Below are 26,327 nucleotides of genomic sequence, written 5' to 3' on the forward strand. Positions count from 1 at the left end.
CCATGGCCTTGCGCACCCTCTACGATGTGCCGGCACCGGCCAAGCTCAACCTCTTCCTGCACGTCATCGGGCGCCGCGCCGATGGCTACCATCTGCTGCAGTCGCCCTTTGTGCTCATAGACTGGGCCGACACCCTGCACTTCGAGCGCCGCGACGACGGCCTTCTCGCCCGCCACGACCTGGGCGACCCGTTGCCGCAGGAAGACTTGTGCCTGCGCGCCGCACGCGCGTTGCAGGCCATCAGCGGCAGCACGCTGGGCGCCGACATCTCGATTGCCAAGTGCGTGCCCGCCGGGGCCGGCATGGGCGGCGGCAGCTCCGACGCGGCGACCACGCTGCTGGCGCTGAACCGCCTCTGGGGCCTGGGCCTGCCGCGCCAGCGCCTGGCCGAGATCGGCCTGACCCTGGGCGCCGACGTGCCCTTCTTCATAGCCGGCCACAACGCCTTCGTCGAAGGCATCGGCGAGCGCCTGACCCCGCTTGCGTTGCCGCAGCGCGACTACGCCGTCGTCAAGCCGGCCGCTTCGCTGCCCACCGCAGAAATTTTCAGCCACCCCATGCTGCGGCGCGACACCGAACCCGCTATACTCTTGGGCTCACTCGACGACGCAGGAATTTCGGTTCTGCCCGCGGAGTGGGATGCAGGAGAAGGTGGCGCGTTTTTTGGCCGCAACGACCTGCAACCCCCCGCCGAAGACCGATGTCCCGAGGTGGCGCAAGCCGCGCAATGGTTGGAGTCTCGATACGGCAACAGCCGCATGACAGGCTCGGGCAGCGCGGTCTTCGCAAGCGTTGTCGAGAGAAACGGCATGTCCGGCCCGCCCAGGGCGACATTTCCGGCGGGCGAGTTGCCGCCGGGTTGGGTGGGAAGGTTGTGTCGCAGCCTGCCGCTGCATCCGCTGTTCGGATGGGCGGGCTGAAACGGTTTTTGGGCAGTGGCCTCGTGCCACGGCCTGTGTAGGGGAGTCGCCAAGTTGGTCAAGGCATCGGATTTTGATTCCGACATGCGAGGGTTCGAGTCCTTCCTCCCCTGCCAAACATCTTTTGACGCCGCGGTCGGCTTCTGACCCGGCGCCGCCCTCGCGGAGACACCAAGTGCTGTTCAACACCCTGCTGTTCACCGGCAATGCCAACCCGGTGCTGGCGCAGGAGATCGCGTCCAACCTGGGCGTCGAACTCGGCCAGGCAGCGGTTGGCCGCTTCTCCGATGGCGAGGTCACCGTCGAGCTGCGCCAGAACGTGCGCGCCCGCGATGTCTTCGTGATGCAGCCCACCTGCTCGCCGACCAACGAGAACCTGATGGAGTTGCTCATCATGGTCGATGCGCTCAAGCGTGCCAGCGCACGCCGCATCACCGCGGTGATCCCCTACTTCGGCTACGCCCGTCAAGACCGCCGGCCGCGCAGCACGCGCGTGCCCATCAGCGCCAAGGTGGTGGCCAACCTGCTCGAGACCGTGGGCGTCGAGCGCGTGCTGACCATGGACCTGCACGCCGACCAGATCCAGGGCTTCTTCGACATCCCGGTCGACAACATCTACGCCAGCCCGGTGCTGCTGTCCGACCTCAAGAGCCGCGACTACCCCAACCTGGTGGTGATCTCGCCCGACGTCGGCGGCGTGGTGCGCGCCCGTGCGCTGGCCAAGCAGCTGGGCTGCGACCTCGCCATCATCGACAAGCGCCGCGCGGCGGCCAATGTCTCCGAGGTGATGCACGTCATCGGCGAGATCGAGGGCCGCAACTGCGTGATCATGGACGACATGATCGACACCGCCGGCACCCTGGTGAAGGCGGCCGAGGTGCTGAAGGCGCGCGGCGCACTCAGCGTGTACGCCTACTGCACCCACCCGGTGTTCTCGGGCCCTGCGGTCGAGCGCATCAAGTCATCGCAGATCGACGAGGTGGTGATCACCAACACCATCCCGCTGTCGGACGCCGCACGCGCCTGCGGCAAGATCCGCCAGCTCTCGGTGGCCTTCCTTTTCGCCGAGACCATCCGCCGCATCAGCGACGGCGAATCGGTGACCTCGCTCTTCGCCGAGCAGAACAGCAATTTCTGAATCGGGCGAGGCTCCCCACGGAGTCCTTGTCCTTCCTGCGGGCCCGTCCCGCATTTCCCGGGCAGCCTGGTCGCGGGCGCCCCAACTGTTGGAGCACACATGAAATTCACCGCTTACGAGCGTACGCTGCAGGGGACCGGAGCGAGCCGCCGCCTGCGCAACGCCGCCAAGGTGCCGGGCATCGTCTACGGCGCGGGCACGCCTTCGATGATCGAGCTCGATCACAACGCGCTCTTCTTCGCGCTCAAGAAGGAAGCCTTCCACTCGTCCATCCTCGAGATGGAACTGGCCGGCAAGACCGAGAAGGTACTGCTGCGCGACTTCCAGATGCACGCCTGGAAGCCGGTGGTGATGCACGTCGACTTCCAGCGCATCGACGAGACCACCAAGCTGCGCAAGAAGGTGCCGCTGCACTTCTCGGGTGAAGATCTGTCGCCGGCCGTCAAGACCGACCACTGCCTGGTCAGCCATGTGCGCACCGACCTCGAGATCGAATGCCTGGCCTCGCAGCTGCCCGAGTTCGTGACCATCGACCTATCGGGCCTGGTCAAGAACCAGAGCCTGCACGCCAGCGACCTGAAGCTGCCCGAGGGCATCAAGGCCGTCAAGCACGGCACGCTGAACCCGGTGATCGTCGCCGTCACCGTGCCCAAGATCGAGGAAGAGGCCGCACCCGCCGTGGTGGTGACCGCACCTGAGAAGGGCAAGGGCGCGAAGCCCAAGAAGAACGAGAAGCAGAACCAGAAGTAAGCCGGCCGGGCGGCCTGTCCGCCCGCCTTGCACCTTCTCGATCAGGCCGGCCGGGGCTCAGCCCTCGCCGGCCTTTTCCATGGCCGCCAGGGCCATCGCAGCCGGCGCCAGCGCTTGCCGCCACGGTAGCGGGTCAGCAGCAGCACCAGGGCCAGCAAGCCCAGCGCGACGCGGACATCGGCGCGCGCAGGCACGGGGCGGGCCAGGGCCGGGGCGGTGAGCGCGGCCACCAGTGCCTCGGTCGTGGCCAGGCGCTGGAAGCCCAGGCCCTGCTCGCCGGCCAGCAGGCGCAGATAGGGTTCGCGCAGGCCCGACAAGTGCTCCGTTCCCGGCGTGGCCCCGAGCGCGCTCGCGGAAGTGCCACCGCCGCCCTCGTCCACCATGCGCTCGCCGCCCACGCTGGCGCCGCGCCCCTGGCTGCGCGGGTCGGTCTGGGCCACGTCGTCGCCGCGCCAATAGCCCAGCGGCCGGCCCTGGGGATCGGTCTTGGGGATGGGCGAGGGCTTGATCTCGCCCACGCCCAGGATGAAGCCGCGCGCCTCGCCCGGCTTGTCGTCGAAGGCCGGGCGATGACGGCGGTTGAGCGGCGGCGACTCGTGGCCGTCGGTGATGAAGACCAGGGCCGGCTGGCGCGGCAGCTGCTTGGCGACGACGAGGGCGCTGTGCAGGCCCTTGGCGATTTCGCTGCCGCCCACCCAGGCCATGCGGCCGTCGATGCCGTCCAGGGTGGTGCGCAGCTCGCCCAGGTGGGTGCAGACCTCCACCGGCGCCAGCAGCAGGAAGCTGCGGTATTCGGTGAACACGGCCCAGCCCAGCTTCGAACCGCAAGGCAGGCCCAGCAGGGCCAGGCGCAGGTGGTGCTTGGCCGCGGCCAGGCGGGACGCGGGCCGGCCGTCGAGCTGCTGGTCGGCCACGTTCATGCTCTGCGTGATGTCGAGCACGACCACATGCTCGAACAAGTCGCGTTGCAGCGGCACCTCGGGCCGCAAGAAGCTGGCGGCCAGGGCCAGGGCGGCGCCGACGAGCAGGCCGCGCTCGCCGCGCAGGGCGGCCAGGGCCGGGGCGAGCTTGCGCTTCAAGGCAGCCCCAGGGTCTGGGCGCGCATCGTCGTGGCGGCGCGTTCGGCGGCGCGAGGCTCGGCCATCGGCTCGAGGTCTTCCTCCACCGGATCGGGCTGCAGGCGCTGGGCGCGTGCGAGGTTGTAGCGGGCGTCCCAATGCTGGGGATTGAGTCGCAGCAGCTCGCGATAGCCCTCCTTGGCCAGCTCGAGCAGCGCGATGGCCTGGCCGGGCTGGGCGCTCTCGCGCAGGGCCAAGGCCTGGCGCAACAGCAGGTTGGCGCCGTTGTAGCGTGCCGCCTGGCCCAGGGCGCCCTCGTCGCCCTGCAGCGCGCGGTAGTGGTTGAGCGTGGCCTCGTCGGCGACCTGGGCGGCGCTGGCCGCGCCGTGCGCCGCGCTGGCGGCCAGGGCATGGGCGCGTGCGAAGCGCAGCTCGGGCCGCGCAGAAGAGGCATCTGGTCGGCCTTCGGCGATCTGCCGGTTCCAGCCCTGCAGCTGCCACAGCCAGGCGGCATCGACAAGCAGGGCCAGCAGCAGCAGCGCAGCCAGGGCCCAGACGGCGCGGGTGAGGCTGCGCTTGATCAAGACCTGATCTCCGCCAGTTGCGCCGCCAGCAGCAGCAGCACCGCGGCCAGCGCCACACCATAGGCCCAGGGCGCGAGATCTCGCCGCGGCAGGGTATCGAAATAGGTGATGGGCAGGTTCTCCAGCCGGTCGACATCGGCGATGGCCTTTTGCAGCGCGTCAGTGCTCTCGGCCTCGTAGGCGCGGTAGGGCACGCCCAGCGAGCCGAAATAGCGGTGCAGGAAATACTCGGGCACGGCGTCGACATTGCTCGGCGGCTCGTCGCTGCCGGCCATCAGGCCCGGGCTGCGCGGCGAGCGGATGTAGAGCCAGTAGATCGCCACCCGCACCCGGCGCGCCAGCTCGGCGATGCGCTCGCGCGCATCGACATCGAGGGTGTCGCCGCCGTCGGATACCAGCATCAGGATGCGCGAGCCGGTGTAGGGCCGGTCGACGAAGTAGTCCAGCGCGGCCTGCAGGGCGAACGCGATATTGGTTTCCGACAGGCCGCGGCCGATGTCGCCGGCGCTGATGGCGGCCTGTATGGCCTCGGGCTTCTGGGTGAAGCCGAGCACGCGTATCGGCAGCGTGCTGAAGGCGATCATGCCGAAGCGGTCATCCGGGCGGCGGGCGGTGAATTCCGCCAGCAGGCGCCGCGCCACCTTGCCCTTGGATTCGCGCGCCTCGGCGGCACGCAGCGTCGAGTAGTAGGCCAGCGCCTCCGGCCCCGTGCCCTTGACCGGCGGGGGGGTGCGAGAGCCGGCAAAGCTCTCGTCCATGCTGCGGCTGCGATCAAGCACCAGCACGATCTCGGCGCCGCGGCCGACGCGCTCCACCGCCACCTCGGGTCGATGCGGCCCGGCGAGGGCGATCAGCAGCGCCACCACCGCCACCACGGCCGCGGCACGCAATGCCAGGTCCAGCCCGTCGGAGAGGCGGTCGCGAGGCAGCGTCGCGGCCCAGGCGTTCGCCCGCGCCAGGCCCGGCTCGGCCCACAGCGGCCACAGCGCCAGCGGCAGCAGCAACAGCCACAGTGGCGAGTCGAAGCTCATGCGCTGCCTCGCTCCAGGTTGCGGCAGCGGCGACCCAGTTCCAGCAGCCAGGCTCGGCTGTCGTCGCCCCATTGGCCGGCAAAGAAGCCGGCTTCCGAACGCCGGAAGAAATCAGTCAGATCAGGACGCAGCGGGGCAAAGTGCGGATGGCGGTGCAGGAAGGGCTCCAGTCCGGCTGCAAACAAGGCCTCGCCGGCAGTCGCATTGAGGGCCCGGTGGATCTCTTCGAAGGCCCTGCGCTGTCCGCCGACGTCGGGCGTCATCACCGCCAACATCAGCGGTCGCCAGGCCCTGCCAAAGGGCCGCGAGCGCCGCGCCAGCCAGGGCAGGCCGACATAGACGTGCAGCAAGTAGATCGCCGCCAGCGCCAGCAGCGCGGCATAGGCAGACAGCCGCTGCTGCGCCGGCCCCAGGTCGAACAGCGGCGGCGGCGCATCGGGCCGCATGTCACCCAGGCCGGTGCGGGGCGAGATCTCGGCCGGCAGCAGCGGCGCCACCGTCACCGGCCAGGCATCGATGCGCAGGCCGCGCTCGCCGCCGGGGCCGTGGAAGCGGAGCTTGAGCGGCGGTGCTTCCAGCGTGTACACGTCGCGCGGCGCCAGGAATACCTGGTACTCCAGCAGCAACTCGGGGCCGCCCTGCCAGCGCAGGCGGCGCAGTTCCAGCGCCTGGCCCGGCCGCCGCACCGGCGGCAGCGATTCCGGATCGAGCACCCAGCCCGGCGGCACGTCCACCGTCACCCGGCGCTGCAACACATCGCCCACCAGGTAGCCGAAGGCGCGCGGCTCGACGACGCTGGCCGAAGGCCCGACCTGGGCCTGGACGGCCGCGGCCGCGACCAAGGCCAGCCACCCGGTGCAGCAGGCCTTCATCGCTCAGCCGAGAAAGTGGCGGGTGAGGGCGTCGGCGTCATAGCCCTCCTCGATGAACAGAGGCGACAGGCGCCGCGCCGCAAAGAGCTGAAGCAGTGCCTCGCGCCGCTCGAGCAGCGCCTGGCGCCAGCGCTCGCGCAGCGCCGGCCGCCACCAGACCAGGCGACGGCGCCCGCTTTCGGGGTCGAACACGCGCGCCAGGCCGCGCGGCGGACCCAGCTCGAACTCCTGCGCGTCCCACAGCACCACCGGCACCACTTCGTGGGCCGAGAGGCTGGCCAGCACGTCGCGCACCATCTCCAGCGGCAGATGGAAATCGGACACCAGGAAGACCAGGCCGCGGCGGTGGCCGAGCCAGCGCCAGGCTTGCAGCAGGCCTTGGGCGCTGCCGGCATCGGCATCCGCCCCTTGCCAGTCACGCAGCGCCCGCGCAATGCCATGGCCGGCGCCGCGGGCACGCGTGGGCAGTTGCAGCCAGTCGGGGCGCACGCGGGCGTCGCAGCCTATGAAGCCAAAGCTGTCGCCGCTGCGCCAGGCCGAGAGTGCCAGGCTGTCCACCAGGTCAGCCAGCACCTCGGGCTTGCGCCGCCGGCCCGCGTAGACCATCGAAGCCGAGAGATCGGCCATCACCCACACGGGCACCGCCCGGCGCTGGCTGTTCAGGCGCACGCGCCAGTCGCCGAAGGGGTCGCGCAGGCTGGCGTGCAGATCCAGCCGGCGCGGGTCGGGCGCGTCCAGCAGGCTGGCGTGGCCGCGGAACTCGAGGCCGCTGTCGCCGCGCCGGCTGCGGTGGCGGCCCGGGGTCTGCCCCAGCACCGGGCCGCCGACGCGGTACCAGGCTTCCTTGATCACGGCGCGGACACCCGCGCGAGAATGGCCTTCACCAGGGCCGCGGTGATCTCCTGGCGGCGCATCTCATACACCGGCTGCAGGCACAGGCGGTGGGCCACGGCCTCGTGGAAGAGGGCCTGCAGGTCCGCGGGCGTGGCGTGGTCGCGGCCATCCAACCAGGCCGCCACGCGCGCCGCGCGCAGCAGCATGCTCATGCCGCGCGGGCTGGCGCCGGCCAGCATCAGCTGATCCATTTCGACCTCGGGCAGGCGGATGCCGAAGGCCCCCGGCTCGGCGGTGGCCCGCCACAGTTCGAGCGCGTAGTTCTGCAGCGTGGTCGAGGTCTGCACGCTGCGCTGGATCTGCGCGGCCACGGCATTCAACTCGGTGTGGGCCAGCACGCCGCCGGCCAGTTCAGCCACCAGGCGATCGGCATCGTGGAATCGAGGATCGAACATGAGCGCTCGCCGTTCGTCGTCGCCGGCCGGCGGGTCGATGGTGATCTCAAGCATGAAGCGGTCACGCGCCGCTGAAGAAATCTCAAAGGTCTCCTCACGCTCGACACGGTTGCGGTCGGCAAAGACCAGCAGGTGCGGAAAGCGCAACTCGCGGTTGAAGGCCGAGACACTGCGCTCGGCCATCACGCGCAGCAGCAGCGAGTGCACCTGCGGGCGTGCGCGGTTGATCTCGTTGAAGAAGAAGATGGCGAGGTCTTCGCCATGGCAGATCAGCGGGCCCGGGTCTACTGCGGGCCGGCCATCGGCGCCGATGTGGGTGTAGTACAGCAGGTCATTGGGCATCAGATCGATGGTGCCCTCGGCGCGCGCAAAGGCGCCGCCCAGCACATGCGCAAAGGCGCGCAGCAACGTGGTCTTGCCGACACCCACGTCGCCCTGCAGCAGCACATGGCCGCGTGCGAACACGGCGGTACACACCAGTCGTATCGCACGCGCCTGGCCCAGCACGGCGCGGCCGACCTCGGATTCCAGGGCCAGGGCGCGGTGGCGCCAGTCTTGCAGCAATGCGTCAGCGCGGTCCATGCCACTCCGATGGTCTGCGGGCCGCCCCGGCGGCACCCGTCGAGCGCAGTCTGTCACGCCCATGGAACAAGCGAGGCGGCCCCACGCCGCCCCGGGGCGGAAAAAGCAAGTCCCGAGCCCCGGCGCCCGCAAACCCCAAGAGGTCCGATGCGGCCCGGCAGGCGCCACGCACCCGCGCCGCCGCACAGTTGCGCAGGCGCTGGAACACTCTGCGCCAAATCTTGGGGATGCAGCCGATACAAGGCCGGAACGTGACGCCATGCACGTTAGCGACGGGCCTTCGAGGCCTTGCCGCGGCCTCCGGACTTTCCCGCAATCCAGCCCTCCATGAGCGAGGGCGGGCACACCATCGGCCGCTTTCAGGCCCCGAATCTCCAGGGTTTTGCCTAGGTTTCGCCGACCCGGAAGGGCCCGACGATGGCCCGCAGCGACAGGTGCGGCGATGCAAGCGCCCAATGCCGCTGACGACGGGCACGGTTGTTGCACCCTGCGACACCGTCCACTCGAGCGACGACGGGATTAGGTGGCACCGGTCGCGCGTATCCAGACCACCAAAAAGCAAGGAGACACTGATGAATCTTTTCCGGCGATCGAGCGGCAGCTTCGCACGTCGACTCGGGCTCGCGCTCTTGGCGGTGCCGGCATTGGCGATGGCCAATGCCGACGTCGAAAAGCACATCGCGAACCCCAAGAACTGGGCCACGCAGGCTGGTGACATGTTCAACCAGCGCTACACCCAGCTCAAGCAGATCAACAAGAGCAACGTCGGCAAGATGCAGGTCGCCTGGACCTTCTCGACCGGCGTGCTGCGCGGCCACGAGGGCTCGCCCCTGGTGGTCGACGGCGTGATGTACCTGCACTCGCCCTTCCCGAACAAGGTTTTCGCGGTCGACCTCGACACGCAGAAGATCCTCTGGAAGTACGAACCGCGCCAGGATCCGGCCGTGATCCCGCAGATGTGCTGCGACACCGTCAACCGTGGCCTGGCCTATGCCGAAGGCAAGGTCATCCTGCAGCAGGCCGACAGCAACCTGATCGCCCTCGACTCCAAGTCGGGCAAGCTGATCTGGAGCGTGAAGAACGGCGACCCCAAGCTGGGCGCCGTCAACACCAACGCGCCGCACGTCTTCAAGGACAAGGTCATCACCGGCATCAGCGGTGGCGAGTGGGGCGTGCGCGGCTTCCTGGCTGCCTACAACCTGAAGGACGGCAAGCTGGCCTGGAAGGGCTACAGCGTCGGCCCCGACAGCGAGATGCTGATCGACCCGGCCAAGACCACCACCTGGACCGACGGCGCCGTCAAGCCCGTGGGCCCGGACTCGTCGCTCAAGACCTGGAAGGGCGACCAGTGGAAGATCGGCGGCGGCACCACCTGGGGCTGGTACAGCTACGACAAGGCGCTGAACGCGGTGTTCTACGGAACCGGCAACCCGTCGACCTGGAACCCGGCTCAACGCCCCGGCGACAACAAGTGGTCCATGTCCATCTGGTCGCGTGACGTCGACACCGGCAAGGTCAACTGGGTCTACCAGATGACCCCCTTCGACGAGTGGGACTTCGACGGCATCAACGAAATGATCCTGGCCGACATCGACGTCAAGGGCAAGCCCACCAAGGCGCTGGTCCACTTCGACCGCAACGGCTTCGGCTACACGCTGGACCGCACCAACGGCGCGCTGCTGGTGGCCGAGAAGTACGACCCGAAGGTCAACTGGGCCACCCACGTCGACATGAAGAGCGGCCGGCCGCAAGTGGTGTCCAAGTACTCCACCGCGCAGAACGGGGCTGACGTCAACACCAAGGGCATCTGCCCGGCCGCCCTGGGCAGCAAGGACCAGCAGCCGGCATCCTTCGACCCCGAGACCAAGCTCTTCTACGTGCCGACCAACCACGTCTGCATGGACTACGAGCCGTTCAAGGTCGAGTACACCGCGGGCCAGCCGTACGTCGGCGCCACGCTGTCGATGTACCCGGCGCCGGGCAGCCACGGCGGCATGGGCAACTTCATCACCTGGAACGCCGGCACCGGCAAGATCGTGCAGAGCAAGGCCGAGAAGTTCTCGGTGTGGAGCGGCTCGCTCAACACCGCGGGCGGCCTGTCCTGCTACGGCACGCTCGAGGGCTACCTGAAGTGCGTGGACAAGAACGACATCTCCAAGGAGCTGTTCAAGTTCAAGACGCCGTCCGGCATCATCGGCAACGTCTTCTCCTACGAGCACAAGGGCAAGCAGTACATCGGCGTGTTCTCGGGCATCGGTGGCTGGGCCGGCATCGGCATGGCCGCGGGCCTGGAGAAGGACACCGACGGCCTGGGCGCCGTGGGTGGCTACCGCGAGCTGAACCAGTACACGGAACTCGGTGGCTCGCTGACGGTTTTCGCTCTGCCGAACTGAGACCCGTCGCGATGAATCCTTGATCACCCTAAGGTGATCTTTCGTAGGGGGGACGGCGCTGCTGAGGCTGCCTTCCCCCCTGTTTCGTTGCACCCGTGACTTTGGATACCGCCTCATCATGATTTTTCGAACGTCCGCGCTGGTCCTGCTGGCCACCGTCTGCGCCCTCGCGCAAGCGCAATCCACCCCGCCCGCCGACGCGGCGCCGCTGTACACGGTGCAAGACGGCTACAAGGTCGACGCCGACACGATGAAGGGCTTCCGCGCCTGGCGCGCTGCCGCCTGCGACCGCTGCCACGGCGCCAACCAGGAAGGCATGGTCGGCCCCTCGCTGCTGGCCAGCATGAAGGTGCTGACCAAGGAAGAGTTCATCAAGACCGTGCGCGACGGCCGGCTCGAGAAGGGCATGGTCAGCTTTGCCGGCAGCCCGCAGGTGATGGACAACATCGACCGCCTCTACGCCTACCTCAAGGGCCGCTCCGACGGCGCCATCACGCGCGCCAAGGTCGAAGAAATCAAATGATTCCCGCCCTGTCTTCGTTCGGGTGGGCCGCTGTTGCCGCCACGCTGGGCCTGTTGTCCCAGCCGGCCCTGGCGCAGGACGCGCCCGCGCCGCGTACGGCGCTGCGCGTATGCCAGGACCCGAACAATCTGCCGTTCTCCAACACCGAGAAGCAGGGCCTCGAGAACCGCATTGCCGAGGTCTTTGGCAAGGCGCTCGGGCTGCCGGTCACCTATTACTCGTTTCCGCAGCGCATGGCCTTCATCCGCAACACGCTGCGCTTCAAGCTGCCGGGCCAGGACTACCCCTGCGACATCGTGATGGGCGTGCCGGCCGGCTTCGACCAGGTTTCGGTCACCAAGCCCTATTACCGTTCAACCTATGCGCTGGTGTACGCCAAGGGCAAGGGCATGGATCAGGTCGCCAGTGCCGATGACTTTCTGCGCCTCGACGCGGCCAGGCTCAAGTCGCTGCGCATCGGCATCCATGACCGCTCGCCCGCTTCGGCCTGGCTGGTCAAGCACCAGCTGGTCGACCAGGGCGTGCCTTATTCGATGCTCAATGCCGACCCCGACCAATACCCGGGCGAGATCATCGAGAAAGACCTGGCCAGCGGCAAGATCGACGCGGCCATCGTCTGGGGGCCCATCGCAGGCTTCTTCGCCCAGCGCGTCAAGCAGACCCCGCTGGCCGTGGTGCCGCTGAAGTCCGAGCCCGGTGTCAAGTTCGACTACCCGATGGCGATGGGCGTGCGCTATGGCGAGCGCGAATGGAAGCAGCAGATCGAGGGCCTTCTCGAATCGCGCCGTACCGAGATCCAGGCCATCCTGCGCGAGTTCGGCGTGCCCCTGGTTGACGAATCCTTCGAAGCGCGAAAGGAATGACGGCGGCCTCGCGATGAAGTTCGCCCTCCTCTTGCTGGGGGCGCTGCTGGGGGCGCTGCCGGCGGGGGCCGCCCAGGCAGCGCCGGACCGGGCCGCCGCCATCCGCCTGAGCGCCAGCGTGCTCAAGATCGAGGTGCAGCGGGTCCAGGGTGGCTATGCCCTGGGCTCGGCGGTGGCGGTGGCACCCGGCGTGGTGGTCACCAACTGCCATGTCACGCGCGAGGCTTTGCAGATTTCGGTCGTGCGCGGAGGCCAGCGCTGGCGCGTCGACGCCCAGGCCAGCGATGCTGGCCACGACCTCTGTGCGCTGCGCGTGCCGGGCCTGCAGGCCGACAGCGTGGTCTTGGGTCGCAGCAACGAGCTGAAGCCCGGGCAGTCGGTGCTGGCACTGGGCTACACCGGCGGGGTCGAACTTCAACGCAGCGAAGGCGACATCGTCGCGCTGCACCGGCTGGATGGTGCCCAGGTCATCCAGGTGCGCAACGGCTTCAACTCCGGCGCCAGCGGCGGCGGGCTGTTCGACGACACCATGCGCCTGGTCGGCATCCTGACCTTCCGCCTGCGTGGCGGGCAAGCCCACTACTACGCGGCGCCGGTGGAGTGGCTTCAGCCCTTGATCGCAGCAGACGGTGACTTTCGCGCCGTGGCGCCGCTGGCCGCCACTGCGGCAGCCTTCTGGCAGGTGCCGGCGGCGACGCAACCCGTCTTCCTGCGCGCTGCCGCGCTGGAGCGCGAGCGCCGCTGGGAAGAGCTTGAAGCCCTGGCCTTCAACTGGACCCGCAGCGATGCCCGCGACCCCCAGGCCTGGTACCTGCACGGCCTGGCGCTGCGCGGCCTGCAGCGCCCGGGCGAGGCGCAGCGCGCACTCGAACAATCGCTGGCGCTGGACGCCGGACTGCAGGAAGCCTGGTTCCAGCTCGGCATGCTCAACATCGAACAGGGCCGACTCGAGCCCGCGCGGCAGGCACGCGACAGGCTGGAAGCACTGAACCCTGAACTGGCGGCCACTCTGGCGCGTGTGCTGGTGCCGCAATGAACGGATCAACGATGCCTCTGATTTCCGCCCGCGTTCTGATGCCGGCCCTGCTGTCGGCCCTGCTCCTGGGTGCCGGCCTGGCCGCCCGGGCCGCCGATGCGCCCGCCCCCGCCGCGCCCAGCGGCGCGCAGGACTTTTCGCGAGCCGAGCGCCTGCTCTTCATGACGCCGCAGTTGCGCGGCATCAAGCCACCCACGAAGCTGCGCTACCGCTTCCGCCGCAGCGGCTCGCTCGAGGCCGGCTTCGAGGACAGCGTGGACCTGGTGCTCACGCGTGCCCCAGCCGGCGGATGCTGCGCCGCGCGCACCGACTTCCTGAGCGGCGAGCGCCGCCTCAACCTGCCCGACATGCCCGAGGCCGAGGGCAACCCGGTGACGCTGTACTTCCTGGAGCGTGACGTGCGCGAGATGCAGCGCCTGACGCGTGGCTCGCAGGCCCACTTCCGCAAGCAGATCCGCATGGTGGCGTACAACGGCGCCACGGTGCGCGACATCGCCTGGCACTACCGCGGCAAGACGGTGGCGGCCCAGGAGGTGACGCTCAAGCCCTATCTCGACGACCCCAACCGGCCGCGCTTCGAGGCCCATGCGCGCAAGGAGTACCGCTTCGTCCTCTCTGATGCCGTTCCCGGCGGCCTGATCGCCATTCGCACGCGCACGCCCGGCGTCGAGGACAAGGCGCCGCTGCTGGTCGAGGAACTCGAGCTCGAAGGCAGCGAACCGGCACCGGCCGCCCCCTGATGCAACCCGCCATCCACGAGCTCACGCCCATGAAATCCCCCGCCCTCGCCCTGGCCGCTGCGCTGCTGGCTGCCCTCGCCGCCCTGCCTGCGCGAGCCAACGACTTCCCCACCGTCGACCGTGTGCTCTACGTGCAGGAGTGCATGTCGGCCCATCCTGGGCCCAAGTTCGAGATGGTCAACAAGTGTTCCTGCGCGCTCGACGCCATCGCCCGCGACGTCAAGTTCGAGGACTACGTGGAGATGGTCACCGTCGTCAAGGCGATGTCCATAGGCGGCGAGCGCGGCAGCAATATCCGCGACGCCGAGCCGCTGAAGGTGTACCTGAAGCGCCACCGCGAGCTGCAGGCCAAGGTCGAGCAGGGCTGCTTCCTCAGCGCCGCCAACCCAACAGGCCCGCGCTGACCGCCATGCTCGCCCGGTCCGCCGCTCTGCTCATGGCCACGCTGTGCGCGGCCGGCGCTTGCCTGGCGCAGGCCGAGGCCGCACTGGCCGTCACCGAGCTCGCACCGGGCGTCTTCCTGCACCAGGGGAAGGTGGCCGACTGGACGCCGGCCAGCAGCGGCGATGTCGCCAACATGGGCTTCGTCGTCGGCAAGCGCTGCGTCGCCGTCATCGACACCGGCGGCACGCCGGCCCTGGGCCGGGCGCTGCGCGCAGCGGTGGCGCGCACCACGCCGCTGCCGGTGTGCTGGGTCATCAACACCCACGCCCATCCCGACCACCTGCTGGGCAATGGCGCCTTCACCACGGCTGGCACAGACGGCGCGCCGGCGCCGCAGTTCGTCGGCCACACGCGCTTGCTGGCGGCACTGGGCGCACGCGAACGCTATTTCCGCAATGCGCTGCAGCGCGACTTCCAGTTCACGCCCGCGCCCGGCGACATCGTCTACCCCACCGTGCTCGTCGAGCGCCGGCTTGAGCTCGACCTCGGCCAGCGCGTGCTGCAGCTCGATGCCTGGCCCACAGCCCACACCGACAATGACCTCACGGTCTACGACCCGGCCAGCCGCACGCTCTTCCTGGGCGACCTGCTCTTTGCCGACCACATCCCGGTGGTTGACGGCAGCCTCAAGGGCTGGCTGGCGGCGCTGGTGGCTTTGCGCGGCTTCGACGTGGCTCGCGCCGTGCCCGGCCATGGCGCGCCGGCCACCGCCTGGCCGGCCGCGCTGGGCAACCAGACTCGCTACCTCGACACCCTGCTGGCCGACACCCGCAAGGCCCTGGCCGACGGCCAGACGCTGGCGCAGACGGTGCAGCGCCTGGGCGCCCTGCCCACCTCGCCCTGGCGTCTGGCCGAGACCTTCCACCGCCGCAACATCACGGCGGCCTATGCCGAACTCGAATGGGAGTAGCGACGATGGACACCAGATATCCCAGCTTGGCGCGCCGGTCCCTGCTGCTGGCCCCGGTCATGTCGACGATCCTGGCCGCCTTTGCAGGCACTGCCGCCGCTCAGCTCAAGACCGGCGACAACCCCGAGGCCAGCGAGAACTGGCGCAAGGTGCGCGCCAGCCTCTACGCCGGGCGCGAGATCCGCTCGGCACCCGAAGCGCTGCTGACGCTGGATCTGCCGGCGCGCGCCGAGGATGCCGCCGTCGTGCCGCTGGCCATACGCACCGGCGGCACGGCGGCGCAGCGCATCAAGCGGCTGACGCTGATCATCGACAACAACCCCTCGCCCATCGCCGCCATCTTCGATTTCGGCCGCGACAGCGCGCGTGCCGACATCGAGACCCGCGTGCGCATCGACGAATACACCCATGTGCGTGCCGTCGCCGAGATGGACAGCGGCGAACTGCTGATGGCGGTGCGCTTCGTCAAGGCCTCGGGCGGCTGCTCGGCGCCGCCGGGCAAGGACCCGCAGGCCGCGCTGGCCAGCCTGGGCCGCATGCGGCTGCGCGTGGACGGCGCTGTCAGGCGAGAACAGCCGGTGCTGGCCCAGGTGATGATCAGCCACCCCAATGCCTCGGGCCTGGCGATGGATCAGGCGACGCGCCAGTACACGCCCGCCCACTATGTGCGCCAGCTGGTGGTCAGCTACGCCGGCGAGCCGGTGGTGACGGCCGACCTCGACATCTCGATCAGCGAGAACCCGAACTTCCGCTTCTACTTCGTGCCGCGCGGCGACGGCGTGCTCAAGGCCGAGGTGATGGATTCGCGCGAGCTGCGCTTCGAGAGCGGCATCGCGCTGGTGGCGGCGCCCTGATGCACAGCCTCCGCGCGGCCCTGTGCACAGCCCTGGCCCTGGCGGCCCTGGCGGTGCCGGCCTGCGCGGCGCCCTTTGCCTACATCACCAACCAGGGCAGCCACGATGTCTCGGTGATCGACCTCGCCAGCGAGCGCGTCGTCGCCACCGTACCCGTGGGCCGCTCGCCGGCCGGCGTGGCCGCGGCCAGCCGCATAGCCCGCGTCTTCGTCTCCAACCCCGACAGCAAGACGCTGTCGGTGATCGACATGCGCAGCCAGCGCGTGGTCGACACCTGGCCGGCCGGCAGCGGCCCGGTGGGCATCGCCGCCTCGGCCGACGGCCAGTGGCTGTACGTCGCCGACTGGTACGCCAACCGCCTGCTCATCTATGCCACCGCAGGCGCGGGCCGGGCCGAACCGGCCATCGCGCTGGGCCAGGCGCCGGCCGGCGTGGCGGTACATGACAACGGCCGCCTCGTCTTCGTGGCCGAGCGCGACGACGACAGCGTGGCCGTGATCGACACCCGCGAGCGCCGCGTGCGCGCCCGCGTGCGCGTCGGCAGCCACCCCTTCGCGCTGCTGCACGACGCGGCGCGCGAGCGCTTGTATGCGCTCAACGTGCAGAGCAATGACGTGAGCGTGGTCGACACGCGCGACGCTGACCGCCCGGCCGTCATCGCCACGGTCGCCGTCGGCAAGGCGCCCTATGGCGCGGCGCTGGCCATGGCCGGCAGCCTGCTCTACATCACCAACCAGCACGAGGACAGCGTGAGCGTGATCGACACCGCCACGTTGCGCCTGCTGCGCACCCTGCCCGGATTTGCTTACCCCGAGGGCGTGGCGGCGCACGGCGACAAGGTCTATGTCGTGAACTGGATGGACGACAACGTGAGCGTGCTCGACGCCGCCAGCGGACGCACGCTGGCCCAAGTGGCCACCGGCAGCAACAGCCGCGGCTTCGGCGCCTTCATCGGCGCGCCCGAAGCCACCCCCTGAGACCGAGAAAAGGAGCAAGCTGCAATGAAGAGAAGAACCCTGCTGGCCGCCTGGCCGGCCCTGCTGGCGGCGCCGGCGCTGGCCCACGGCCCCACGCGCCAGAAGGTGAGCGAGAAGATCAGCATCGCCGCCCCGGCCGACGCCGTGTGGGCGCGCATCCGCAACTTCGACGCGCTCAAGGACTGGCACCCGGCGGTCGCCGACAGCCCGGCCGACAAGGGCAACACGGAAGGCTCGGTACGCCGCCTCAAGCTCAAAGGCGGCGGCGAGCTGACCGAGACGCTGGAGAGCTTCAACGAGGCGCAGAAGAAATACAGCTACCGCGCCAAGGATGGCGGCGCCCTGCCCGTCACCAACTACACCTCGACGATCCAGGTCACGGCCCAGGGCGACAAGGCCGAGGTCGAGTGGCGCGGCGCCTTCTACCGCGGCCACCCCGGCAATGAGCCGCCGCCCGACCAGAACGACGACGCCGCGGTGCGCGCCATCACCGGGGTCTACCGCAGCGGTCTGGCCAATCTCAAGGCCTTGATCGAAGGAAAGTAGGCCCGCCATGTCGCCCACCGCCGCCCACCTCCTGCCCCGTCGCGCCGTCCTGGCGGCACTGGCGGCGGCGCCGTGGGCGCCCTGGGCTGGCGCCGCACGCGCGGCCGAGGCGGCGCCGGCGGCCATCGAGATCGAGTCGGGCGTCTACATGCTGCCGGGTGCCCGAGGCCAGCCCACGCCCGAGAACCGCGGCCGCATCGGCAACAGCGGCTTCATCGTCGGCAGCCGCGGCGTGATGGCCATCGACGCCGGCATCTCCCTGCGCCAGGGCGAGGCGCTGCTGGCCGCCATCGCCGAGGTCACGCCCAAGCCGGTGAAGCTGCTGGTGCTGACGCATGCGCGGCAGGAATTCCTCTTTGGCGCCGCCGCCTTCCAGGCGCGCGGGATTCCCGTGCAGATGCAGCGCCAGACCGCCGGGCTGATGGCCTCGCGCTGCGAGGGTTGCCTGAAGACGCTCAGGCGCGAACTGGGCGAGGACGAGATGCGCGGCACCGCCGTGCCGCGGCCCGACGTGCTGTTCGACGAAACCACGGTGATCGAGACCCTGGGCCGGCCGGTGCTGCTGCAGACCCAGGGCCACAGCAGCGGCCCGGGCGACATCGCCGTGCTCGATGTGCGCACGCGCAGCCTCTTCGGCGGTGGCCTGCTCGACCAGGGCCGCATCCCTGATATCCAGGACAGCCGGCTCGACGGCTGGCACCTGGCCCTGGCCGGCCTGCGCACGCTCAGGCCCGAGGTCATCGTTCCCGGCCACGGCGCGGCCAGCGCGCCCGAGCTGATCGACACCGTCGAGCGCTATCTGCTGCGGCTGGAGCGGCGCGAAGCGGCCCTCCTGACCAGCGGCACGGCGCTCAGCGAAGTGCCCGACGCCAGCGAACTGGCCGAATACCGTGGCTGGGACCAGTACGACACCATCCACCGACGCAACGCGTCCATCCTGTTCCTGCGCCTGGAACGCGAGCAACTGGTGGGCGCCAAGGGAGGCCAGCCATGACATTCATCGACAAGATCCTTCTCGCCTGCGCGCTGGCGCTGGCAGCCGCAGGCGTGGCAGCGGCCCCCGGCGGCCTGCCTTCGGCCGCCCATGGCGACAGTTCGCCCGAATGGGAGACGCTGCGCAAGCGCCTCTTCGCAGGCCGGCCCATAGAGTCCGACCCCGCCGCCAGCCGCGTGCAGATCATCGTGCCGCTGCGCGCCGCCTATGGTGCATCGGTGCCGGTCAAGATCATCTCCAAGCTGCCACAGACGCCGGCGCTCTTTGTGAAGCGGCTGTGGATCCTGGTCGACAAGAACCCGTCGCCGCTGGCGGCCACGCTGGAGCTGACGCCCGAACTGGGTCAGGCCGATTTCGAGACCCGGCTGCGCGTCGACGAGTACAGCCATGTGCGCGTCGTCACCGAGCTGTCCGATGGCCAGCTGCACATGGACTCGCGCTACGTCAAGACCTCGGGCGGCTGCTCGGCACCACCCAACCGCGAAGCGCCCGAGCTGATAGGCCGCACCCTGTTCAAGCTGCCCCAAGGCGTGAAGCCGAATGCGCCGACGCTGGCCGACGTGACCGTGATCCACCCCAACGACACCGGCTTCGAGCTCAACAACCAGACGGTGATGTACATCCCGTCCTACTTCGTGCGCAGCATCAGCGTCAGCTACGGCCCACGCAAGCTCTTCGACGCCGACCTCGATTTCTCGGTCAGCGAGAATCCGACGCTGCGCTTCAACTTCCTTCCCAGGGGCCCGGGCGAGCTTCGCGCCGAGGTCGAGGACACGCAGAGCAAGCGCTTCGTCGGGCGGCTTGCGGTGGCGGTCGATTGAGATGAAGCGGCTGGCCTGCCTTGCTGGCATCGTGGCGGCAGTCTTCGGCCTCGCGGCGGCAGCGCCCGCAACGGCCGCCCTGCCCGCCGCCTACCAGGCCATCGTGGTCATGCCCCAGGGCCTGCCCGAACGCGCCGAGTTCGACCTCGGCCCGGCGCTGCAGCGCGCCCGGAGCGAAAACAAGCGCCTTTATGTCTACCTGGGCGCCAGCGACTGCCCCTTCTGCCGCCGCTACGAGGCCTTTCTGGACAAGAACGCCGCCGCCCTGCGCCCCCACTTCGCGGCGCAATACATCGTGGTCGACCTGCGCAGCGCGCTCTCGGTGCAGGCGCCGCGCCTGTTCTTCCGCGCCGGCAAGGGCCTGCGCGCCTACGGTGACTTCATGCGCGAGATTGGCGACGAGCGCGAGCGCCAGCTCGTCTATCCCAGCGTCTGGCTGTTCGACGGCCAGGCCAGGCCGCTGATGCAGATGCCGGCCGGCACCGGCACCTTCGAGACCGTCGAAGAGCAGCTGGAAATACTCAATCTGGTGCAGTAAGGCGAACGACCATGAAGCCTGTCCATCGCCTTGCCCTGGCGCTGCTGCCGGCCCTTGCGAGCGTCGGCACCAACGCAGCCGACGCGCCCTGGCCGGTGGTCGGCCAGCAAGGCCTGACGCGCATCGTCATCGTGCCGGTGGCGCAGGCCCGCGACCGCGACGCCTACCTGCGGCAAATCCAGCAGCTGTGCGAGCCCGAGCGCACCTGCTTCCTCAATTTCTACACCAACAGCAGCGGCGCGGCGCTGGAATCGCCTCTGCCCGACGCCATCGCACGCGAGGCCACCGCCGTCTATCGACGCTCGGCCAAGCAAGGCGCAGAGGCCCTGCGCTGGAGCTGCCGCATGCAGAACGAGGAACCGGGCTGCTTCTAGCGACTGGGGCCGCACTGGCCTCTCGCGCGCACTGCAAGCCGGCATCGGCGCCCGACCAAGGTGCAGACGCCGCACGGCCGTCGCACCCAAGATCAAGTCCCACCCATTCATGCGGGTTAACCCTCGGCTTGGCACGCCAGTTGCGAGCCCCGCCGCACCGGCCCACCCCAGGGCGGGTCAAGGGAGCGGGCGATGCGGCGTTTCTTATTTTGTTGGATGGCCCTGAGCCTGCTGGCCGGCACCCCGGCCCGGGCCGAGGAAGACATCGTCGACGTGCTGCGGCGCTCGCACGATTTGAAGCTCGCCAATCTGGCGCCGGCCGAGGGCGAACGCGTCCAGATCGTGCGCGCCAGCTTCGAGCGCCTGCTGCAGGCCCTGCCGCCCGACCGCGCCTGCGATCTGCAGGTGATCCGCGGCACGCTGATGGCCGAGACCCTGCACGGCCACGTCATCGTCGCCAACCAGTCGCTGGCCGACCTGCCCGAGGGCACGCGGCTCTTCGTGCTGGCCCACGAACTGGCCCATGTGCGCCTGCAGCACTGGCCGGCGATGGTGCAGGTCTACCAGCGCTGGATACCCGGCGCCGTGACCCCCGATCTGACTGACCCGGTGGCCGCGCCCCTGGGCCGCGAGGCCTCGGCCCTGGCCCATCAACAGGAATTCGCCGCCGACACCTGGGCCGCCCGCGCGCTGCGCAGCATGGGCCTGCCACAGGACGATTTGCTGGCGGTGTTCCGCAACCTCGGCGCCACGCCCGCGACGCCCACGCATCCCAGCACCGTGCAGCGACTGGCCTCGCTGCGGGCGCTTTCTCCCTGACCCGATGGATCAGGACCAGTCGTCCATGTCGTGCTTGATCTTGTGGCGGTTGGCGATCAGCTCGTCCACCGTCGGCTCGTTGGCCAGCGCACGCTGGAGGGCCAGCTTGGTGGCCTCGTAGTTGGTGCGGTACATGTCCTTCTTGTCGAGGTTCGGATCCTTGGCGCAGCGCGGGTCTATCCAGACCAGGCTGATGATGCACAGCTCGTTGGCCAGGTCCTTGGGGATGATGCCCTCGATCAGGCAATCGACCACGGCGTCGGCCGTGGCGCTCTGCACCACGCCGCCGAAGAGGTCGATGTTGGCGGCATCCTTCAGCGTCACCTTGGGCACCAGCATGGTGGCCGGGCGCACGAGCTGGTTGCAGGCGCGGATGGCGAACATCGCCGTGTGGCCCTTGCTCTGCGCCATCATGTTGGCGAAGGCCTGGCCCACCGGGCCGTCCGTGCGGCCGATCAGGATTTCGGGCATCGCGTCGGTGTACTGGCCTTCCTTGGCCAGCACCGTGGCCTCACCGGCGTGGAAGATGTAGTTCTGGCTCATGGCCGCATGTCCTTCTGGAGGGTTCGGGGAAGAAATTCAGAGCGCGAGTATCAGCTCGCCCTTGCCCAGCGCCGCCAGGTCGCCCAGCTGGCGTTGCACGCGGCGCGCCGGCAGGCCGGCGAAGATACCCCCATGGCGGGCGAGGTCGCGCGCCAGCAACTGCCAGAACACCAGGGCCTCGGCGCCCGCGGGCACGAAGGTGGGCGGCACTTCGGGCGCCGGGCCGGCAAAGACCACGCTGCCGCGTCGCATGCCATAGCCCACATGGACGCCGGCACGCCCGGCGAGCGCGATCGTGCCGGCCACCATGCGCGAGGCAAGAAAGTCGCCGGCATCGCCAAAGATGACCGCCGTGCCGCGCCGCATGCGGTCGCCGAAACGCTGGCCGACACTGCCGCGCACGATGAAGCTGCCACCGCGCATGCCGTCCATGCTGCCGGGCAGGCTGGCGGCGGCGAAATCACCGACATCGCCGTCCACCTGCAGCGAGCCGCCGGCCATCTCGCAGCCGGCCAGCAGGCCCGCGCTGCCGCGTACCAGCAGCGTGCCGGCCGTCATGCAGCCGCCGGCCTGGTCGCCCACGCCGCCTTCGACGACGACCTGCCCGCCGTCCAGTTGCCAGGCCAGGCGGTCGCAGCGCGAGCAATCGCCTTCGAAGACCAGCCGGTCGCTGTCTTCACCGATGACGCTCACGTCGAAGAATTCGGCCAGCGGCAGCGTCCGGTTGCCCTGGGCGACCGGCAGGCGCTCGATATCGGCTGCCGCCAGCGGCGCCAGCGCGGCCGGCGTGAGGCCGCGCAGATCCAATCTCAGCCCCGGCACCTGGCGCAGTCTCAGCGTGACGCTCATGCCGCGGCCTCCAGCAGCTGGCGCAGGTGGAAGTGGAAAGGCCCCAGCTTGCCGCCGTAATTGCCGGCCGAGATGCGCTGCAGGCCACCCTCGGCGCCGATGGCGATGCCAGCGTCGAGCCCGGCGCGCATCGCGGCCGCCACATCGGCAGCGGTCAGGCCGTCGATCACGATCTCCATCACGCAGCGCGTGGCCGGCGTCAGCTCGCTCTTGGGCGACAGGCCCAGCAGGCCGGGGCAGAAAGCGTCGTTGGTGGAGGCCATCAGCGCCGGGTACTTGCTGCCCACCTTGGAGCCCGAGCGCACCACCCCACCGGGGAAGGGCATGATGACATTGGGCAGCTTCTGCATGGCCCGCACCGCGGCCTCGGCGACAGCCAGGGCGCTGTCGGTGTCGCGCGCCAGCAGCAACAGGTTGCCGCCGCCCACGGCCTTGGTCACGGCCGTCGTCTCCTGGGCCAGGAACTCACCGTCCATCACCGGCACGCGCCAGTAGCGCACGCCGGCAATGACTTTGGAAATCTGCCAGCCGTCGCCGAAGAAGCGCAGGTTCTTGCCCAGCGCCACCGCCTCGCCTTCAGAGATGCCGGCAAAGACCGCGGTGGTCGGGCAAGTCAGCACACACTGACCGACACGGCGCTCGATCTGCTTGGCCAGTTCCTTGCCCGACATCGAGAAGATCAGGATGGCGACGCCGGGCCGGCCGTCGGGGGTTTCGTCGACGCCCAACTCGCGCTCGATGCCGGCCTCGCAGCCGCAGGCGATGACCGAGGTCGCGAAGCCGGTGGCGGCCACCGCGGCGTGCCGCGCCCAGGTCGGGTTATGGGCGGTGATGACGATGCGCGTGGCCTTCATCGGGAAGGCTTCGGCGAAGGTGTCGTCGATGGCGACGCCATTGCGGATCACGCTTGCGGCTCCTGGAAGCAGGCCGTGGGCAGCAGGCGGCCACCGCGGCAGCAACTGCACAGCTCGTCGTGGCCGATGGCGACGTGGTCGAAATTGACCTGTCCGTGGTCGGCGAAATGCCGGCGCAGGCGCCTTTCTATGCCGTGGTCGTACTCGGGCGCTATGAAGTGGGTGCCACCCACCGGCACGGCCGTGATCTGCCCGTCGCGCGCAACCAGCACGCCGTCCTTGTAGACCAGGCCCGGCCGGGCGAACATGGCCTCGACGTCGGCCTGCTCGCGGTAGACCACGATGTCGGCCGCCGCGCCCACGCCCAGGTGGCCGCGGTCGGCCAAGCCCAGCAGACGGGCCGGAGCCGAGCGCGTCATGATGGCGATCTCGGTCAGCGTCAGCTCGCGGGTGATGCTGCGCAGAGCCGCATTCGCGGCCACGTCGGGATGCAGCTTGGCCAGTTGCTCCTCGCGGAAGCTGCGGTCCATCAGCAGGCGGATCAGGTGCGGGTAGCTGGTGAAGGGGCCGCCATTGGGGTGGTCGGTGGTCAGCACCACGCGCCAGGGGTCGCGCACGAGCAGGAAGATCTCGAGCCCTATGGCCCATTGCAGCGCGTTGACATAGCTCTGCTCGCGGTAGCGGAAGGGCACGACGCCGCAGCCGGCATCGCATTCGATGTCGGCGCCTATCCACTTGCGCGGCTGGGCCAGGCCACTCTGCGCGTACTGGCGCATGGTGTCGCCCGAGGCGGTGACCGTCTGGCCAAACATGATCTGACCGACGTCGATGCTGATGTTGGGACTGGCGTTCACCGCCTCGGCCAGCTGCAGCGCCGCCGACGAAAACTTCTTCGGCCCTTCCTTGCCGTAGGCGTGGAACTGGATGTGCGTCAGGTGGGCCGGCAGGCCCTCGAGCGCGGCAATGGTCTGCAACGTCGACTCGATATTGCCGGCCACGCCCAGGTTGCTGCCGTGGATGTGCAGCGGGTGCGGCACGCCCAGCTCGCGCAAGGCGCGCGCCAGCGTCTGCAGCACCTGGCGCGGCGTCACCTGCCAGTGCGTGTGCTGCTCGTCGACATCGAGCTTGCGCTGGTTGAACTTGAAGGCCGAGATGCCGGCCGGGTTGACGACCTTGACGCCCATCGCCTTGCTGGCGTTGATGGTCCAGGCGGCGTAGTCGCGCACGAGCTGGAAGTCTTCGCCGCGCGCCAGCATCTCGAGGAAGATCTCGTCATTGCCCAGCAACACGTAGGCGCCGTGGTCGAGCACCGGCACGTCACCCATCTCCATGTGGGCGTGGCGGGCGTTGGCCGGCAGCATGGCCGGCTCGAAGGCCGCCGTGTAGCCCATCTCGACATAGCGGTAGCCGATGGCCAGCGTGCCCGGCGTGCAGCCGCCGCAGGAGGCCAGTTCCAGCGGCCCGGGCTTGACGACGCTGCGGCCGCGGTGCTCTTCGGGCAGCAGCATGCGCGCCAGGTTGACCTTGCCACCGCCGATGTGGGTGTGCATGTCGATGCCGCCGGCCATGATGATGCAGCCGCCGGCGTCTATCTCCTCGTCGACGCGGGCCAGCGGCGCGACGATGCGGCCGTCGCTGACATAGACGTCACGCACCTCGTCGACGCCGTGGCTGGGGTCGATGACGCGGCCTCCGCGCAGGCAAAGCGTCTTCATGCCGCCTGCTCCGTCTTCAAGGCCTGCAAGGCCGCCAGCAGGCGCTGCAGCACTTCGGCCACCGTCGGCAGCGGCTCGGGCCGCACCGCGTGCAGCGGGATCATCACGACGCCGTCGGTGCGGAAGAGATGGCCGGCGCTGCCTATGCCGGGCGTGGCGACCGGGATGAAGACGCCGGCCCGGTCCGTCGCCGTGGCCGGGTGGCCCAGCACGATGGTGGGCAGTGCGGTCGCTGGCGGCGCCGCCTCGGTGCCGAAGCTGGCAATCCACAGCAGCAGGTCGACGCCACCGTCGTCCAGCAGGCGCTGGGCGTCGAAGCGCAGCGGCTCGTGTTCCAACCCATGGGGCCCGGCGCGCGAGCGCAGCGGCAGGCCGGAGAGCCAGGCAAAGACCTGGTTGACGGTGGCCGCGCCGTCGCCGCCGCCCAGTGCCAGGCTCGCCGCACGCGTCTTGCGGTTGAGCGTGGCAACCACGCGCTGCAAGGCCTCGACGATGAGCTCGCCCTGCGCCGGCAACCGGCCCGGCTCGTAGACCAGCACCGCGTAGCGCGCCGCCAGCAAACGCGCGGCCAGCGCCTGCAGTTCGGCCGGCGCGCCATCCACCGCGCGGCCTTCGACCAGGGCCGCCAGCCGTGCCGCGGCCGTGAAGGGGTCGCCGCTTTCGGCAATGACGACGATGCGCTCGTCATCGGGCGCGAGGCCGACGCGGCGCGCGAACTCGGGCAGGCGCGGCGCTGGCGCGCCGCCGAAGAAGACCACCAGGTCGGCGCGCGTCTTCACCTCGGCCAGCGTGGTGTTGAAGACGCCGCGATCCTGCAGCGCGCGCAGTCCCATCGTGAGGCCGCGGCCCTGGGCCGGGTCGCTGATGGCGCCGGTGGCGCAGGCCAGGCCATACAGCGCCCGCGCGCCGGCAACATCGGTGCCCAGGCCGCCGAACAGCGGCTGGCGGCTCGCCGCCAGCTGGCGCGCGGCGCTGTCCACGGCCTCGTCCAGAGTGCAGGCGCGGCCGGCTGCGCGGGGGCTGGCGGAGGCCGCACCAAAGCGGGCCAGCGCCGCCCGTGCGCGCGGGCAGTCGCTGTCCACCAGGGTCAATGCGCCATCCGGCTGTGCATGGCTGACGCCGAAGCCATCGCACAGCAGCGGACAGAAGGGGCAGCTCCAGGGCCGGATGGGTTCGCTCATCGCGGCAGATCAACGCAAGCCATGTGCCATTGCCGAACCGGGGCGAACCCGGGCGATAGGGGCGCCCAAACGGGCGCCAGGCGCCCAGATGTGCCACAGAGTGTGGCGCTTTCGGTCGCCGGGGCCGTC

Annotated in this window: 29 protein-coding genes and 1 tRNA gene; 19 read left to right on the forward strand and 11 right to left on the reverse strand. The window is 69.7% G+C overall.

What is annotated here, in order from left to right; genetic code table 11:
* Positions 1 to 2 precede the first annotated feature (2 nt).
* The 4 genes from ispE (at position 3) to JMV16_RS09185 (ending at position 2,808) form a co-directional block, all read left to right on the forward strand.
* Positions 3 to 920, forward strand: a complete 918-nt coding sequence (ispE, locus tag JMV16_RS09170; protein WP_201493948.1) for a 4-(cytidine 5'-diphospho)-2-C-methyl-D-erythritol kinase — start codon at positions 3 to 5, stop codon at positions 918 to 920.
* A gap of 39 nt (positions 921 to 959) precedes the next feature.
* Positions 960 to 1,036, forward strand: a tRNA-Gln gene (locus JMV16_RS09175).
* Positions 1,037 to 1,095: 59 nt separating this feature from the next.
* Positions 1,096 to 2,058, forward strand: a complete 963-nt coding sequence (locus JMV16_RS09180) for a ribose-phosphate pyrophosphokinase (RefSeq protein ID WP_310737083.1) — start codon at positions 1,096 to 1,098, stop codon at positions 2,056 to 2,058.
* A 99-nt stretch (positions 2,059 to 2,157) separates the two neighbouring features.
* The gene (locus JMV16_RS09185; RefSeq protein ID WP_201493949.1) at positions 2,158 to 2,808 is read left to right on the forward strand and encodes a 50S ribosomal protein L25/general stress protein Ctc; all 651 of its coding nucleotides are present in this window, start codon (positions 2,158 to 2,160) and stop codon (positions 2,806 to 2,808) included.
* 41 nt (positions 2,809 to 2,849) lie between these two features.
* Here JMV16_RS09185 and JMV16_RS09190 read toward each other — a convergent pair whose 3' ends face one another.
* The 6 genes from JMV16_RS09190 to JMV16_RS09215 are packed head-to-tail and all read right to left on the reverse strand — an operon-like array spanning position 2,850 to position 8,224.
* Entirely contained in the window at positions 2,850 to 3,887 is a 1,038-nt protein-coding gene (locus tag JMV16_RS09190; protein WP_201493950.1) for a VWA domain-containing protein, read from the reverse strand.
* The gene (locus JMV16_RS09195) at positions 3,884 to 4,450 is read right to left on the reverse strand and encodes an MxaK protein (RefSeq protein WP_201493951.1); all 567 of its coding nucleotides are present in this window, start codon (positions 4,448 to 4,450) and stop codon (positions 3,884 to 3,886) included. The genes JMV16_RS09190 and JMV16_RS09195 overlap by 4 nt, the downstream gene beginning before the upstream one ends.
* Complete coding sequence (locus JMV16_RS09200; RefSeq protein ID WP_201493952.1) at positions 4,447 to 5,481, reverse strand: vWA domain-containing protein; 1,035 nt, start codon at positions 5,479 to 5,481, stop codon at positions 4,447 to 4,449. The genes JMV16_RS09195 and JMV16_RS09200 overlap by 4 nt, the downstream gene beginning before the upstream one ends.
* Positions 5,478 to 6,353, reverse strand: coding sequence for a hypothetical protein (locus JMV16_RS09205; RefSeq protein WP_201493953.1), 876 nt, complete (start codon positions 6,351 to 6,353; stop codon positions 5,478 to 5,480). Before JMV16_RS09205 ends, JMV16_RS09200 begins: the two co-directional genes overlap by 4 nt.
* Before the next feature lie 3 nt (positions 6,354 to 6,356).
* Positions 6,357 to 7,205, reverse strand: a complete 849-nt coding sequence (locus JMV16_RS09210) for a DUF58 domain-containing protein (protein WP_201493954.1) — start codon at positions 7,203 to 7,205, stop codon at positions 6,357 to 6,359.
* Positions 7,202 to 8,224, reverse strand: coding sequence for an AAA family ATPase (locus JMV16_RS09215; protein WP_201493955.1), 1,023 nt, complete (start codon positions 8,222 to 8,224; stop codon positions 7,202 to 7,204). The genes JMV16_RS09210 and JMV16_RS09215 overlap by 4 nt, the downstream gene beginning before the upstream one ends.
* Positions 8,225 to 8,874: 650 nt before the next feature.
* On the opposite strand from JMV16_RS09215, the gene JMV16_RS09220 reads away from it, so the two are divergent.
* The 15 genes from JMV16_RS09220 to JMV16_RS09290 all read left to right on the forward strand — a co-directional run bounded on the left by JMV16_RS09220 (position 8,875) and on the right by JMV16_RS09290 (position 21,056).
* Positions 8,875 to 10,617 carry a methanol/ethanol family PQQ-dependent dehydrogenase gene (locus JMV16_RS09220; protein WP_411565028.1) on the forward strand — a complete coding sequence of 581 codons (1,743 nt, stop codon included), beginning with the start codon at positions 8,875 to 8,877 and terminating at the stop codon, positions 10,615 to 10,617.
* Positions 10,618 to 10,735: 118 nt separating this feature from the next.
* Entirely contained in the window at positions 10,736 to 11,140 is a 405-nt protein-coding gene (locus JMV16_RS09225; RefSeq protein ID WP_201493957.1) for a c-type cytochrome, read from the forward strand.
* Complete coding sequence (locus JMV16_RS09230) at positions 11,137 to 12,003, forward strand: substrate-binding domain-containing protein (RefSeq protein WP_201493958.1); 867 nt, start codon at positions 11,137 to 11,139, stop codon at positions 12,001 to 12,003. Before JMV16_RS09225 ends, JMV16_RS09230 begins: the two co-directional genes overlap by 4 nt.
* 13 nt (positions 12,004 to 12,016) lie before the next feature.
* Positions 12,017 to 13,039 carry a serine protease gene (locus tag JMV16_RS09235; protein WP_201493959.1) on the forward strand — a complete coding sequence of 341 codons (1,023 nt, stop codon included), beginning with the start codon at positions 12,017 to 12,019 and terminating at the stop codon, positions 13,037 to 13,039.
* A gap of 11 nt (positions 13,040 to 13,050) precedes the next feature.
* Positions 13,051 to 13,779 (forward strand): hypothetical protein, encoded by a 729-nt coding sequence (locus tag JMV16_RS09240; protein WP_236580428.1) that lies wholly within the window; start codon positions 13,051 to 13,053, stop codon positions 13,777 to 13,779.
* A 29-nt stretch (positions 13,780 to 13,808) separates the two neighbouring features.
* Positions 13,809 to 14,183, forward strand: a complete 375-nt coding sequence (locus JMV16_RS09245; RefSeq protein WP_201493960.1) for a hypothetical protein — start codon at positions 13,809 to 13,811, stop codon at positions 14,181 to 14,183.
* Positions 14,184 to 14,188: 5 nt separating this feature from the next.
* A complete protein-coding gene (locus tag JMV16_RS09250) occupies positions 14,189 to 15,133 on the forward strand; it encodes a quinoprotein relay system zinc metallohydrolase 2 (RefSeq protein WP_201493961.1) in 945 nt (314 codons plus the stop codon).
* A gap of 5 nt (positions 15,134 to 15,138) precedes the next feature.
* The gene (locus JMV16_RS09255; protein WP_236580429.1) at positions 15,139 to 15,987 is read left to right on the forward strand and encodes a quinoprotein dehydrogenase-associated SoxYZ-like carrier; all 849 of its coding nucleotides are present in this window, start codon (positions 15,139 to 15,141) and stop codon (positions 15,985 to 15,987) included.
* Positions 15,987 to 16,964, forward strand: coding sequence for a YncE family protein (locus JMV16_RS09260; RefSeq protein WP_201493962.1), 978 nt, complete (start codon positions 15,987 to 15,989; stop codon positions 16,962 to 16,964). Before JMV16_RS09255 ends, JMV16_RS09260 begins: the two co-directional genes overlap by 1 nt.
* 24 nt (positions 16,965 to 16,988) lie before the next feature.
* Positions 16,989 to 17,510, forward strand: coding sequence for an SRPBCC family protein (locus tag JMV16_RS09265; RefSeq protein WP_201493963.1), 522 nt, complete (start codon positions 16,989 to 16,991; stop codon positions 17,508 to 17,510).
* Between the two features lie 7 nt (positions 17,511 to 17,517).
* Positions 17,518 to 18,504, forward strand: coding sequence for an MBL fold metallo-hydrolase (locus tag JMV16_RS09270; RefSeq protein WP_201493964.1), 987 nt, complete (start codon positions 17,518 to 17,520; stop codon positions 18,502 to 18,504).
* Entirely contained in the window at positions 18,501 to 19,325 is an 825-nt protein-coding gene (locus JMV16_RS09275) for a quinoprotein dehydrogenase-associated SoxYZ-like carrier (protein ID WP_201493965.1), read from the forward strand. Before JMV16_RS09270 ends, JMV16_RS09275 begins: the two co-directional genes overlap by 4 nt.
* A gap of 1 nt (position 19,326) precedes the next feature.
* Positions 19,327 to 19,863 carry a thioredoxin family protein gene (locus JMV16_RS09280; protein ID WP_201493966.1) on the forward strand — a complete coding sequence of 179 codons (537 nt, stop codon included), beginning with the start codon at positions 19,327 to 19,329 and terminating at the stop codon, positions 19,861 to 19,863.
* A gap of 11 nt (positions 19,864 to 19,874) precedes the next feature.
* Entirely contained in the window at positions 19,875 to 20,237 is a 363-nt protein-coding gene (locus JMV16_RS09285; protein WP_201493967.1) for a hypothetical protein, read from the forward strand.
* Between the two features lie 192 nt (positions 20,238 to 20,429).
* Positions 20,430 to 21,056 (forward strand): M48 family metalloprotease, encoded by a 627-nt coding sequence (locus JMV16_RS09290; protein WP_201493968.1) that lies wholly within the window; start codon positions 20,430 to 20,432, stop codon positions 21,054 to 21,056.
* A gap of 9 nt (positions 21,057 to 21,065) precedes the next feature.
* Here JMV16_RS09290 and fae read toward each other — a convergent pair whose 3' ends face one another.
* From fae to JMV16_RS09315, 5 genes are read right to left on the reverse strand one after another with little or no spacing between them, the layout of a single operon-like run.
* Positions 21,066 to 21,599 carry a formaldehyde-activating enzyme gene (gene fae, locus JMV16_RS09295; protein WP_201493969.1) on the reverse strand — a complete coding sequence of 178 codons (534 nt, stop codon included), beginning with the start codon at positions 21,597 to 21,599 and terminating at the stop codon, positions 21,066 to 21,068.
* A 36-nt stretch (positions 21,600 to 21,635) separates the two neighbouring features.
* A complete protein-coding gene (locus JMV16_RS09300) occupies positions 21,636 to 22,448 on the reverse strand; it encodes a formylmethanofuran dehydrogenase subunit C (RefSeq protein ID WP_201493970.1) in 813 nt (270 codons plus the stop codon).
* A complete protein-coding gene (gene fhcD / locus JMV16_RS09305) occupies positions 22,445 to 23,353 on the reverse strand; it encodes a formylmethanofuran--tetrahydromethanopterin N-formyltransferase (protein WP_201493971.1) in 909 nt (302 codons plus the stop codon). Before fhcD ends, JMV16_RS09300 begins: the two co-directional genes overlap by 4 nt.
* Entirely contained in the window at positions 23,350 to 25,017 is a 1,668-nt protein-coding gene (locus JMV16_RS09310; RefSeq protein ID WP_201493972.1) for a formylmethanofuran dehydrogenase subunit A, read from the reverse strand. Before JMV16_RS09310 ends, fhcD begins: the two co-directional genes overlap by 4 nt.
* On the reverse strand, positions 25,014 to 26,198 hold the full coding sequence (locus JMV16_RS09315; protein WP_201493973.1) for a formylmethanofuran dehydrogenase: 1,185 nt from the start codon (positions 26,196 to 26,198) through the stop codon (positions 25,014 to 25,016). Before JMV16_RS09315 ends, JMV16_RS09310 begins: the two co-directional genes overlap by 4 nt.
* Between the last annotated feature and the right edge of the window lie 129 nt (positions 26,199 to 26,327).

Source organism: Rubrivivax sp. A210, assembly GCF_904426505.1.
In the GTDB taxonomy this organism is placed as follows: Bacteria; Pseudomonadota; Gammaproteobacteria; order Burkholderiales; family Burkholderiaceae_C; genus Rubrivivax.